The organism is Kytococcus sedentarius DSM 20547 (assembly GCF_000023925.1).
GTDB classification, from domain to species: Bacteria; Actinomycetota; Actinomycetes; order Actinomycetales; family Dermatophilaceae; genus Kytococcus; species Kytococcus sedentarius.
Map to the genome: position 1 here is coordinate 2,401,189 of NC_013169.1, position 12,090 is coordinate 2,413,278.

The window sequence follows — 12,090 nt, forward strand, 5'->3', positions numbered from 1 at the left end:
GGCGGCTAGTACCACACGGCCATCCCCTAGCGCGCGGCCCGGCACCCCCGTACCGGCTCGTCCTCGAGCGTCACGTCGAGCCACCGGGCGGAGTGGGTGAGTGCCCCGGAGCTGAGCACGTCGGCTCCAGCGAGGGCGAGCGCGCGGGCCGGGGAGTGGCCACCAAGCTCGCCGGCCGCGGAGGGCTCTCCGGCCGCAGGGGCGACCCCACCAGAGACCTCCACCACCGGGTGCAGGCCCGCGGCCCGGAGCAACGCCACGGCACCGGCCACACCATCGGGCCCCATGTTGTCCAGCAGCACGACGTCCACCACCGGCCGCGCACCGGCATCGAGTCGGCGCCGCTCGAAGGCCGCCAACTCGCGCAGCTGGTCGAGCGTGTCAACCTCCACCTCGATGCGGACCATGTGCCCCGGCGCATCCGGCCCGGAGGCGAGCCGCTCCAGCACCGCCGTCACCCCGCCGGCCAGGGCGATGTGGTTGTCCTTCACCATCACCGCGTCGTGCAGCCCGAGGCGGTGATTGGCTCCCCCGCCGTGGCGCACCGCGCGCTTCTGCGCCGCGCGCAGGCCGGGGACGGTCTTGCGGGTGTCCACCACCTGCGCGCCAGTGCCGGCGACCTCCTCCACCAGCCGAGCCGTGGTCGTGGCGACACCGCTGAGCAGCCCCAGGAAGTTCAGCGCCACCCGCTCACCGGTGACGATGCCGCGGCTCGGCCCCGCCACACGCACCAGGTGGGCACCGGGGGCCACGCGGTCTCCGTCGGCGGCCAGGAGCTGGACGGTCAGCCGAGGGTCCACCTGCTCGAACGCGGCCACCACGAAGTCCAGCCCGGACACCACGCCGGCCTCTCGCGCGACGACCACGGCGGCACCGGTGGCGTCGGCGGGGATGGTGGCGCGGGCGGTGACGTCGCCGATCTCGCCCACGTCCTCGGCCAACGCAGCGGCCACCAGGGCGTCGACGTCGCGCGGTCGCGGGGAGCCGTGCGTGGCCGAAGGGCGAGTCGCGCCGGCGGAACAGGTGTCAGCGGTGCTCATCGGCCCACCCCCGATGCGGTGAGCGTCGCCCCGGGTGCCACGCAGGCCTCCGCGGCGGCGGACTCCAGCGCGACAGCCCCGGGCGCAGCAGCCCCTGGTGCGGCGGGATCAGGCGCACCCCACCGGTGGCCGCCGACCGATTCCGCGCGTCGCAGGGCGGATCGCAGCAGCAACCGGGCGACGAGGGCGTCGTCACCGGGGCGGTCGGCCAGTGCGGTCAGGGCGTGCTGGACGCCGTCACGCGTCCGGACCACCCCGGCGTGCACGGAGAGCAGCTCGCTGACCACCGTGTCGGGCCCGAGAACGTGCCGGCGGCTGGCCGGGTCACCGGTCACTGCGCTGGCGGGTGGGGCGGCATCGCGCGGCGTGCCGGCCAGGGCCAGGTCTACGGCGTCTGCCCGGATCGTGCGGTGGGGCGCCACGGGCGAGCGCCACCCGTCGTGCCAGGCAGCCAGCGGGTCCGCGGGCGGGCGGCACCTGTCATCGGCGGCGTCGGCGGCATGCGAGGCGTCGGCGGCGTCGGCGCTGCGAGGACCGCCCCCCGACCACGCGGCCAGGTCCTCCGCCGCAGCGCGGCCGGTGGTCACGGCCTCGAGGAGTGAGTTGGACGCCAATCGGTTGGCCCCGTGGAGCCCGGTGCACGCGACCTCACCCACGGCCCACAGACCGGGCACGTCGGTGCGGGCGCGGGCGTCGGTGAGCACGCCCCCCATCGAGTAGTGGGCCGCGGGGCAGACCGGCAGCGGGTCACGGCGCGGGTCCAGGCCGGCTGCGGCGGCGGTGGCGGACAGTGCGGTGAAGCGGTCGAGGTCCGGCACGGCGCGGCAGTCGAGCTCCACCCGTCGACCGGCCCGTCGCTCGGCGTGGACGGCGGCCGCGACCACGTCACGCGGGGCCACCTCGTCGACGAAGCGATGCCCGTCGCTGAGCAGCACCGCCCCGGCGCCGCGGAGGGCCTCGGTGAGCAGCGGCAGGCGGCCGAGGGATGCGGCGGCCTCGGTGAGCAGCGGCAGGCGGCCGAGGGATGCGGCGGTCTCGGCGCTGCCCAGGGCTGGCAACGTCCTACCGGTCGCGGCTGCCGGCGTCGCGCCTGCCGGCGTCGCGGCCAGGTCCAGGGCGGTGGGGTGGAACTGCACGAACTCCAGGTCCGCCAGACGCGCGCCGGCCCGGGCGGCGAGTGCCAGGCCCGCACCCCGAGTGGTGGACGGGTTCGTGGTCAGCGCGTACAGGCCTGCGTAGCCCCCGGTGGCCAGCACGACCCGGTCGGTGGCGATCCGGTGCGTGCCCCCGGCCGTGCGCACCACCACACCGGTGACGCGGCCGGGGTCGTCGGAGAGCAGCCCCGCGGAACCGGACCCAGAACGCCCTGCGGGGTCCGCACTGTCGCTGCCACCGGTCACCACCTCGGTAACCACACTCGCGAGGTGGGTGATGTGCGGGGCGGAGCTCACCGCATCGGCCAGGGTAGCGGCGATCGCGGCACCGGTCCGGTCGCCGGCGTGGACGATGCGGTGTCGTCCGTGGCCTCCCTCGCGCCCGAGGGACAGGGCGCCGCACATGGCGCCCGCGTGCGGGGGCCCGCTGGCGGTCCGGTCCCAGGTCACCCCGAGCGCGGTCAGCTCGGCGACCACGTCGGGGCCGGCGTCGGTCACGCGGGTGACGGTCGCCGCATCGCACAGCCCGCCCCCCGCGGCGTGGGTGTCGACGGCATGCGCGGCCGGAGTGTCGCCGGTGCCCATGGCGGCCGCCAGACCACCCTGCGCGAGCTCCGTAGACCCACCCCGCCCCGGCTCCAGCGGGGAGACGAGCAGCACCGGCGTCGGCGCGAGGCGCAGCGCGGTGACCATGCCGGCCAGACCCGCGCCGACGACGACCACGGGGGCACTCACCGGCGCGGCGGCATCGGCGCTCGCACCCACCCGGGCGGCGGTGCCCAGCGAACTCTCCTCCCGGGCACTCACGAGAGCTCCAGCATCCGCTCGACGGCGCGGCGGGCACCCGCGGCCGTGGCGGGGTCGAGCGTGACCTGGGGCCCGCCGGTCTCCAGCGCGGCGCGGATGCCGGCCAGGGTCGAGCGGCGCATGTGCGGGCACAGGTTGCACGGCTGGACGTACTCCAGGTCCGGCTGCGCGGCGCGGATGTTGTCCGCCATGGAGCACTCGGTGATCAGCGCGACCTGCGGCGGGCGGTGGGTGGTCACGTGGTCGCGCATCTGCGCGGTGGAGCCGGCGACGTCGGCCGCGGCCACCACCTCGGGCGAGCACTCGGGGTGCGCGATGACGGTGATGCCGGGGCGCTCGCTGCGCAGCTGGGCGATGTCGGCCACGGAGAAGCGCTCATGCACCTCGCAGCGCGCAGGGTGGGTGATGACCTCCACCCCGGTGGCTGCCGCGACGTTGCGGGCGAGGTACTCGTCGGGCACGCAGATGATCCTCTCGGCGCCCAGGTGGCGGACGATCTTCTCGACGTTGCCCGAGGTGCAGCAGATGTCGCTGGCGGCCTTCACGGCGGCGCTGGAGTTGACGTAGGTGACCACCGGGACGCCCGGGTGGGCTGCGCGCAGGGCCTCGATGTCGGCCACGGTGATCCCGTCGGCCAGCGAGCAGCCGGCGCCGGCGTCGGGCACCAGCACGGTCTTGCCGGGGTTGAGGAGCTTGGCGGTCTCGGCCATGAAGGGCACACCGGCCAGCACGATGGTCTGCGCCTCGACCTCCTGGGCCATCCGCGCCAGGGCCAGGGAGTCGCCCACCAGGTCCGCGACGCCGTGGAAGATCTCCGGGGTCTGGTAGTTGTGCGCCAGAACCACCGCGTCCCGGGTGCGCTTGAGCTCGCGGATGGCGACGACGTCCTGGGCGAACGTGGCCCACTCGGCAGCGGGGATGACGTGGCGGACGCGCTCGTACTCCTCGCGGGTGGCCTCGATGGCGGCCGCGACGTCGAGGCGCTCGGCCTCGGTGGCTCGGTGGCGGACGCGGGGGGTGGCCAGCGGCGTGGCTGCGGAGGAGGTGGTGGCCGGCGAGGGCGTCGGCGACGGCGCGGCGGTCGGCGACGGCGCGGAGCTGGGCGAGGTGGAGGTGGTGGTCACGCGGACTCCCTTGTGTTCATAGTGAGTAGATGCTCACAGTGAGCACAAGGGTAGATCATGCCGTGGCGCGGGTCACATCTGGCGGGCGGACGCCTCATCGCGCGGACCCTCCCGAACGCACCGCCACGAGCTGCGCACGGATCTGCGGGCCGAACAGACCGGGGCCAGCTCAGCGGACCTTGGGGCGGGGCAGCTTGGTGCCCACGTGGCGGCGCTCGGCGTGCACCGCACGGCGGTAGCTGTACAGCCGCGCCGGGCGCCCACCGGTCTCCTTGCTCGTTCGCCCCGTCGGCTCCACCAGCTCGGCCTGCTGCAGCACCAACCGACGGAAGTTCGGCTTGTGCACCTGCCGGCCCGCGAGCGCCTCGACGGTGGCCTGCAGGTGGCCCAACGTGAACTCCTCGGGCAGCAGCTCGAAGATCAGCGGCCGGTACTGAAGGGTCGAGCGCAACCGGGCCAGCCCGGTGGCCAGGATGCGCCGGTGGTCGTGCACCATCGGTCGCCCGGTGGCGGGGTGGGCGGACCCCGCCGACTCCGCAACCAGGCCGGCCTCCCACAGCAGCTCGTAGCGCTGCAGCACCAGGTCCGGCTGCCAGGGCTCCCCGTCGAGCCCGAAGGTGTACGTCACCCGGGCGCGGGCCTCGGCATCCACCCCCGCCCAGGCCTGCAGGGCAGCGGCCAGCGAGTCGTCGAGCGCAGCGTCGGCCCCACGCCGGTCCTCCCACGGGAACAGCGAGTAGATACTCATCCACTGCGCCCGGGAGGTCGCGCGCGTCAGACCCAGGTAGCTGATGGCGACTGTCCGGCCCGCCGTCACCGCCTCGTGGGGCGCGGCCGTCCGGCCCGGCGCCACCGTCTCCGCGCTGGGTGACTGGTCGCTCGATGCCGGCTCCGGGGACGTCGCCTCCCCAGGCAACCGCCCGGCATCGGCGAAGGTGTAAAGCTGCTCCACGTACCCCAGCTGGACGGCGCTCTGCTCGGCCACCCACGCCCGCACCCCCGCCTGCAACGAGCGGTGCGCGGGTTCCAGCGGCCCGTGGGGCAGCGCGTCGTCGGTCGCCAGCACCACCGGGACGACGTCGTCCACGCCGATCACGACGGCGACGAGCTCGGCGGCTACCTGGGATGACACACCGTCATTCCAGCACGACCGGTCATCTCCCAGCGCATCGCACACCGACCCCGCAGGGTCGACGACCGCTCCAGCGACGACCTCCCCGCCTCAGCGCCGGACGTCGATGCCGCGCACGGCCAGCGGGGTGCACTCGCGCCCGTCGGTGCGGGAGCAGTCCGGCATCACGTGCAGCGCCAGCGAGCGGGGGTGCGCCCACCCACAGGCGCACCCCGCATCCACCCGCCGCTGCGTACGCTCACCGGGTGAGCACCCGACTTCCCCACCCCGACGAGACCCACGCCGCACCCCCGGAGGCGACGGCTGCTGACGCGCGGCCCGCCCCCATCAACCCCGTGATGGCCCTGGTCGGGCTGGCGGCACTGGTCATCATCGGCGCGGGCATCCGCAGCCAGGCCGGCATGCTCGGCCCGATGTTCCTGGCCCTCACGCTCGTGATCACGGCCTACCCGATGGTGACCTGGATGCGCCGCCACAAGGTGCCCGGGCCGCTGGCCACCCTGGCCTCCTTGTTGGCCATCTACGCGGTCCTGGCCGCCATCGCCTGGTCGATGGTGTGGTCGGTCCTGCGGCTGGTGGAGGTCATGCCCGAGTACGTCGAACAGGGCACCCAGCTGTACGACCAGACCATCTCCCAGCTGGCGCGATACGGGGTGGAGGAGTCGCAGCTGGAGGACCTGCTCACGAACGTCGAGCCCGGGCAGGTGGCCGGCGTGGTGCGCAACCTCGCCGGGCAGCTCTCAGGTGGGGCCTCGCTGCTGACCCTGCTGGTGATCGGACTGATCTTCCTGGTGCTCGACACCGGCAGCATGGAGGCCCGCATGCGCGTGCTGGCCGACCAGCGTCCCGGGGCGGCGGCTGCGTTCGGCGACTTCGCGCGCCGGGTGCGTTCCTACTGGCTGGTCACCACGGTCTTCGGCATCCTCGTCGCGCTGGTGGACGTGGTCTTCCTGTGGGCCCTGGGCATCCCGTTGGCCATCACCTGGGGCGTGTTCAGCTTCGTCACCAACTACATCCCCAACGTGGGCTTCGTGCTGGGGCTCATCCCGCCCACGCTGATCGCGCTGCTGGAGAAGGGGCCGTTCATCGCCGTGGTCGTGGCAGTGGGCTACTGGGCCATCAACTTCGTGTTCCAGACCATCATCCAGCCGCGCGTGACGGGCGACATGGTGGGACTGAACGCGACGGTCATCTTCGTCTCACTGATCGTGTGGGCCTACCTGTTGGGCCCGCTGGGCGCCCTGGTGGCCGTGCCGGCGACGATCTTCGCGAAGTCCCTGCTGGTGGACCACATCCCGGGCAACCGCTGGATGGCGGCGCTGCTGGGCGAGACCCCCCAGGAGGGGCAGGGGCAGGGAGCTGGTGAGTCCGGGGCCGCGGACGAGGCGGACCAGGGCGAGGCGGGGGCGGCCCCATCAGCGGGCGCGGCCCCCTCGGCCTGAACGACCCCCGGAACATCAGTCAGCGGGTCGGAGCGAACTCCGACCCGCTGCGCTCTTCCGGTGCCCCGTGGGTATCCCATCCACCGTCCGAGCCTGATGGCCACTGGGAGATCCCGGTCCCTGTGGCGTGAGACCCACTCTGCACGTCCACCGGCCCGCGAGGGGCACCGAACGGCACATCTAGGGCAAACCTTTACCTGACCCGCGCCGGAACGTGATCCACGCCGCCCAGCAGGCCCCCTCGCGGCGCTCCGGCGTGGTTGTCGGAGGGTCGTCCTAGGGTGGGCGCATGGCACCGACGCAGCGCCCGTCCGAACTCCCCGCCGGCCTCGAGTGGAGGCCCAGCGGGTCGGGCGCGGGTGAGCTGCTCGCGCAGACCGCCGTCTGTGCCCTGCACCTGGACCTGCAGGGCGCCCAGGTGCTCTCGTTCGTGCCCGCCGGGGGTGCCGAGCTGCTCTGGCTCAGTCCTGATGCGGTGCGCGCCCCCGGGAAGGCGGTGCGCGGCGGCATCCCGGTGTGCGCCCCGTGGTTCGCCGACGGGCCCGACGGGGAGCACTCCCCCAGCCACGGCCCCGCCCGGACCACCGGGTGGGAGCTGGAGGACGCGCAGGTGGCCGAGGACGGCACCGTGCGACTGGCCCTGACCACCACGGCCGATGGGGTGGACCTGCGCCTGGAGGTGACGGCCGCCACCCAGCTGCACCTGGACCTGACTCTCGCCCTGCCCGCCGGCACCGCGCCACGCCGCGTGGAGGCCGCGCTGCACAGCTACTTCGCCGTGGCCGGGGTGGATGCCTGCACCGTGCAGGGACTCGACGGCGCCACCGTGGTGGACAAGCTGACCGGCGGCGTCACCGAGCAGTCCGGCGACCTGCGGCCCACGGGGGCGATCGACCGCATCCACCGCACGGCCGGCCCCGGGGGCACGGTGACTTTGGAGGACGGTGGGCGGAGCATCCGCATCGAGTCCCAGGGAGGTGCGGACACGGTGGTGTGGAGCCCGGGCGCCGAGGGGGCGCGGTCGATGGCCGACACCCCCGACGACGGGTGGGATGCCTTCCTGTGCGTCGAGTCCGCGTGCATCGGCGAGCGCGCCGACGGGGTCGACCATTCCATCCACCTCGAGCCCGGCGGCAACCACACGTTGTCAGTCACCTACACCGCCTCCGATGCGGGGAGCGTCCCCCCGGGCGCCGAGCGCGCATGACCGTCCGGCCCGGCCTCACGCGGGTGCCGCTGCGCACGGCGGACGCGGACGTCATCGTGGTGGGCGCCGGGGTGGCCGGCCTGGCGGCGGCCGCGCAGCTGACCGCGGCCGGGCGGCACGTGGAGGTGCTGGAGCAGGACGTGACGGTCGGGGGCCGGGTGGGGTCCTCGCTCGTCGACGGGTTCACGGTGGACCACGGTTTCCACCTGGTCTACCCACGACCGGAGGGCCTGGCGGGGCTGGTGGGCCTGGAGGACCTGGACCTGCACCCGCTGCTGCCGGGGCTGGACCTGCTGCTGGGTAGCGACGCGCACGGGTCCGAGGTGCGGACCGTGGCCGACCCACGACGTGCACCGGGACGGCTGGTCTCCACGCTGCGGGCGGGCCTGCGCGCGCACGACCTGCACAGCGCCCGCGAGGTGTGGTCCCTGCTGCGCTGGGCCCGGGCCGCCGAGGCCGCGGGCGACGACCTGCCGTGGCCGCAGGCGCTGGCGGCCGGGGGCCTGCAGGGGCGCCCCGCGCTGGTGGCCGAGCGACTTCTGACGGCCATGCTGCTGGAGGACCCCGGTGGGCGCAGTGGGGGCAGCGGCAGTGCGGACATCGGGAACGGTGGGCGCAGTGGAAACAGCGCAGCCATCGGGGGCAGCGGGGGCAGCGCCGCATCGGATGGGAGGACGGCGCGGGAGAGGTTGCGCGCCTTCCTGCACGCGGCACCGGCCCTGCCTGCACACGGCATGGTCGCGCTCCCGGTGCACCTGGTAGGCCACCTGGAGCGGCCGGTGCACACCGGTTCCCGGGTCGATGCGGTGCGCCGCCGGGGCGGTTCGTGGGTGGTGGTGGGCGACCACGGCACGTGGAGCGCTCCACAGGTGGTGCTGGCCACGCCAGCCGGGGTCAGTGCGGACCTGCTCCACGGCTCGGGGGTGGACCTCCCACTGCCGCACCAGCAGTGGCACGGCGTGACCACCTGGTGGTTCACCGCCGACGAGGCGCCCAGTGGGTCGACGGCCCTGCGGCTGGACGCGCGGCCCCATCGCGGCCCGGTGGCGGCGACGGCCGTGGTGACCAACGTGTCCCCGGCCTACTCGGCGGACGGGCGGCCGCTCATCGCGGCGCTGGTGCTGCACCGCAACGGCCACCCGGAGGGGCAGGAGGCGGCCGTGCGGGTGCACCTGTCCGAGCTGTGGGGGACGCCGGCTTTCGGCTGGGAGGTGGTGGCCCGGCAGGACCAGGCCCACGGGGTGCCGGTGCGTCCCGCGGCGAGCGCGGGGCTGCCCGGTGCCGATGCTCCGCCCGGACTGTTCCTGGCCGGCGACCACCTGGACCCCGGGATCACCGGTGCCATGGAGTCCGGTGTCCGGGCCGCGGCCGACGCCCTGCGCGCCCGGTGAGGTGTGAGCCACCCGGCCCACTGCGGGCCGGGTGGTGAGGTGGGAGGCTGGGGGCATGGACGTCGACGTGATCGTCATCGGGGCGGGACTGGCCGGACTGACCGCAGCACGACACCTGGAGGCCGCCGGGCAGCGGGTGCAGGTGCTGGAGGCAGGCGCGGAGGTGGGCGGACGCGTCGCCACCGACCGCGTGGACGGCTTCCTGTGCGACCGCGGGTTCCAGGTGCTGAACCCTGCCTATCCGCGGGTCCGCCGGGAGGTCGACCTCGACGCGCTCGACCTGCAGACCTTCACCCCCGGGGTGGACCTGGTGAGCCCCGAGGGGGTGGCGCGCCTGGCCGACCCGGTCCGCTCCCCGGGTGACCTCCCCGCGACCCTCCGCTCCGGCATCGTCCCCACCGACGCCACCGCACTGCGTCAGCTCACGGGCCTTGCCCGGTGGGTGCTGCCCGCGCTGGCGTCCCCGGGCGGCCAGAGCGAGGTGCCGTGGGGCGAGCGCCTCGATGCGGTGGGCGCCGGCGGCCTCGGCCGGCGCGCGCTCGAGCGCTTCCTGGCCGGTGTGCTGTTGGAAGAGGACGGCTCCACGAGTGCTCCTGCCGTGGCGCAGCTGCTGCGGTGGTTCCTCCTTGGCACCCCGGGCCTGCCCGCGGCGGGGATGGGGGCGTTGCCCGCCCAGCTGGCCGGTGGCCTGCGGCAACCCGTGGCCCTGGGACAGGCGGCGCACCGGGTGGTGGCACGCGACGGCGCGCTGGCCGTGGAGACCGCCGATGGCACGCACGTCGCCCGCCAGGTGGTCGTCACCGTGGCGCCGCAGCAGGTGCAGGGACTGCTCGGCCCGGACGGCCCCGTCCTGCCGGTGGCCCGCATGAAGGGCGTGACCACGTGGTGGTTCACCGCCCCCGAGCCGCCCACCGCCGACCCAGTGTTGCGCGTCGACGGAACGGCGCGGCGCGGCCCCGTCGTCAACACGGCCGTCGTCACCGCTGCCGCGCCCAGCTACAGCGCGACGGGGGCTCCCCTCATGGAGGCCAGCGTGCTGCACCGCGGCGAGGGGCCGGTCGACGAGGCGGGAGTCCGCGAGCACCTGTCGGTGCTGTGGGGCCGGCCCGTCGACGGCTGGGAGGTGGTGACGCGCCACGACGTGCCCGACGCCCTGCCCGATGCGGCCCCCGGGGCGGGCACCCCACGCGACCCGGCCCTCGGTGGTGGGCTGTTCCTGGGTGGTGACCACTGGGGAGGGGCCTCCATCCAGGGCGCGATGCAGTCCGGCGCCCGCGCGGCGGAGGCGGCGCTGCGGGCGTAGCGCGGCGGCGGTGGGCACCCGCGCGGCGGCGGTGGGCACCCGCGCGGCGGCGGTGGGCACCCGCGCGGCGGAGGCGGCAGGGCTGCGCGGTGCGGCGGCCCGGGCACAGGGGTGTAGCACCATGGACCCGACACCCTGCCGCCACCGGCGGCCCCCGAACACGAACACCCGAGCGCCAGGAGCACCCATGACCCAGATCGAGCCGGCCTATCTCTACGACGCGGTGCGCACCCCCTTCGGCAAGTTCGGCGGCGCCTTGGCCGGGGTGCGCCCCGACGACCTCGCGGCCACCGTGGTGCGCGAGATCGTGGCGCGGCAGCCGGGGCTGGACGCTGCCCGCATCGACGACGTGGTCTTCGGCCTCGCGAACGGCGCCGGGGAGGACAACCGCAACGTGGCGCGCATGGCGACGCTCCTGGCCGGGCTGCCCGTGACGGTGCCGGGGACCACCGTGAACCGGCTGTGCGGGTCGTCGCTGGATGCGACGATCATGGCGAGTCGCAGCATCGAGACCGGGGACGCCGACCTGGTGCTGGTGGGCGGGGTGGAGTCCATGAGCCGCGCCCCCTGGGTCATGACCAAGCCCGAGAAGCCTTATGCAGCAGGCAATTCCACGATGCACTCGACCACCCTCGGCTGGCGGCTGGTGAACCCGCAGATGCCCGACGAGTGGACCGTGAGCCTCGGCGAGGCCAACGAGCAGGTGGCGCTGGAGTACGGCATCGAGCGGGAGCGGATGGACGAGTTCGCCGCGCACTCGCACCGGTTGGCGGCGCAGGCGTGGGAGTCCGGTTTCTACGACGACCTGACCTGTGGCGTGCCCGGGGTCGATGCGGAGGACCTGGCGCGTGACGAGACGATCCGCCCCGGATCGACCCCGGAGAAGTTGGCGGGGCTGACCCCGAGCTTCCGTCCCGACGGGCGCATCACTGCCGGGAACGCCTCGCCGCTGACCGACGGCGCCTCCGCGGTGCTGATGGGGTCCGCGGCCGCCGCCGACTGGCTGGGCCGGGAGCCGCTGGTGCGGGTGGCGGGCCGGGCGGCACACGCCCTGGAGCCGCAGCGCTTCGGCGTCGCGCCGGTGGAGGCCGTGAACCGCGCGCTGGCCCGGGCCGGCATCGGGTGGGACCAGGTGGGGATGGTGGAGCTCAACGAGGCCTTCGCCGCCCAGTCGCTGGCCTGCCTGGACTCGTGGGAGGTGGACCCGGCGGTCGTGAACACGCGCGGCGGGGCGATCGCGATCGGGCACCCGCTGGGCGCCTCGGGCACGCGCCTGCTGGGGACGTTGGCCGCCGCGATGCAGGCCGACGGCGTGCGCTGGGGCGTGGCGTCGCTCTGTATCGGCGTGGGCCAGGCGCTGGCGGTGGTGCTGGAGAACGAGTCCGCCTGAGGAGACCCACCGCTCGCCAGCCCCCGGACCCTCGTGAGACACAGCGATGCTGAATGCCCACCTGCCGGGCGTTCCGCATCGCTGTCTCTGGGCGCAGCCC

General features: G+C 74.8%; 10 protein-coding genes. 5 read left to right on the forward strand and 5 right to left on the reverse strand.

Features of this window, described 5'->3' with window-relative positions:
* Positions 1 to 26 precede the first annotated feature (26 nt).
* The 5 genes from nadC to KSED_RS15570 all read right to left on the reverse strand — a co-directional run bounded on the left by nadC (position 27) and on the right by KSED_RS15570 (position 5,479).
* Positions 27 to 1,040 (reverse strand): carboxylating nicotinate-nucleotide diphosphorylase, encoded by a 1,014-nt coding sequence (nadC, locus tag KSED_RS11325; protein ID WP_015780221.1) that lies wholly within the window; start codon positions 1,038 to 1,040, stop codon positions 27 to 29.
* Positions 1,037 to 3,001: an FAD-binding protein gene (locus KSED_RS11330; RefSeq protein ID WP_015780222.1), complete on the reverse strand. Its 1,965-nt coding sequence runs from the start codon at positions 2,999 to 3,001 to the stop codon at positions 1,037 to 1,039. Before KSED_RS11330 ends, nadC begins: the two co-directional genes overlap by 4 nt.
* On the reverse strand, positions 2,998 to 4,125 hold the full coding sequence (gene nadA, locus KSED_RS11335; RefSeq protein ID WP_015780223.1) for a quinolinate synthase NadA: 1,128 nt from the start codon (positions 4,123 to 4,125) through the stop codon (positions 2,998 to 3,000). The genes KSED_RS11330 and nadA overlap by 4 nt, the downstream gene beginning before the upstream one ends.
* Positions 4,126 to 4,294: 169 nt before the next feature.
* On the reverse strand, positions 4,295 to 5,257 hold the full coding sequence (locus KSED_RS11340; protein WP_015780224.1) for an NUDIX hydrolase: 963 nt from the start codon (positions 5,255 to 5,257) through the stop codon (positions 4,295 to 4,297).
* A gap of 90 nt (positions 5,258 to 5,347) precedes the next feature.
* Complete coding sequence (locus KSED_RS15570) at positions 5,348 to 5,479, reverse strand: hypothetical protein (protein WP_015780225.1); 132 nt, start codon at positions 5,477 to 5,479, stop codon at positions 5,348 to 5,350.
* A gap of 23 nt (positions 5,480 to 5,502) precedes the next feature.
* Here KSED_RS15570 and KSED_RS11345 point away from each other — a divergent pair, with 23 nt between their 5' ends.
* From KSED_RS11345 to KSED_RS11365, 5 genes are all read left to right on the forward strand, one after another.
* On the forward strand, positions 5,503 to 6,699 hold the full coding sequence (locus KSED_RS11345) for an AI-2E family transporter (protein ID WP_015780226.1): 1,197 nt from the start codon (positions 5,503 to 5,505) through the stop codon (positions 6,697 to 6,699).
* Between the two features lie 289 nt (positions 6,700 to 6,988).
* Positions 6,989 to 7,906 carry a D-hexose-6-phosphate mutarotase gene (locus KSED_RS11350; protein ID WP_015780227.1) on the forward strand — a complete coding sequence of 306 codons (918 nt, stop codon included), beginning with the start codon at positions 6,989 to 6,991 and terminating at the stop codon, positions 7,904 to 7,906.
* Entirely contained in the window at positions 7,903 to 9,297 is a 1,395-nt protein-coding gene (locus KSED_RS11355) for an FAD-dependent oxidoreductase (RefSeq protein WP_015780228.1), read from the forward strand. Before KSED_RS11350 ends, KSED_RS11355 begins: the two co-directional genes overlap by 4 nt.
* A 55-nt stretch (positions 9,298 to 9,352) precedes the next feature.
* Positions 9,353 to 10,600 (forward strand): flavin monoamine oxidase family protein, encoded by a 1,248-nt coding sequence (locus KSED_RS11360; protein WP_015780229.1) that lies wholly within the window; start codon positions 9,353 to 9,355, stop codon positions 10,598 to 10,600.
* Between the two features lie 187 nt (positions 10,601 to 10,787).
* Positions 10,788 to 11,990 carry a thiolase family protein gene (locus KSED_RS11365; protein ID WP_015780230.1) on the forward strand — a complete coding sequence of 401 codons (1,203 nt, stop codon included), beginning with the start codon at positions 10,788 to 10,790 and terminating at the stop codon, positions 11,988 to 11,990.
* Positions 11,991 to 12,090: the final 100 nt, after the last annotated feature.

What these genes read in the sequence shown, in the direction of transcription:
- nadC (WP_015780221.1), bottom strand. Translation starts at nt 1,040, where the DNA reads ATGAGCACCGCTGACACCTGTTCCGCCGGCGCGACTCGCCCTTCGGCC.
- KSED_RS11350 (WP_015780227.1), top strand. Translation starts at nt 6,989, where the DNA reads ATGGCACCGACGCAGCGCCCGTCCGAACTCCCCGCCGGCCTCGAGTGG.
- KSED_RS11355 (WP_015780228.1), top strand. Translation starts at nt 7,903, where the DNA reads ATGACCGTCCGGCCCGGCCTCACGCGGGTGCCGCTGCGCACGGCGGAC.
- KSED_RS11360 (WP_015780229.1), top strand. Translation starts at nt 9,353, where the DNA reads ATGGACGTCGACGTGATCGTCATCGGGGCGGGACTGGCCGGACTGACC.
- KSED_RS11365 (WP_015780230.1), top strand. Translation starts at nt 10,788, where the DNA reads ATGACCCAGATCGAGCCGGCCTATCTCTACGACGCGGTGCGCACCCCC.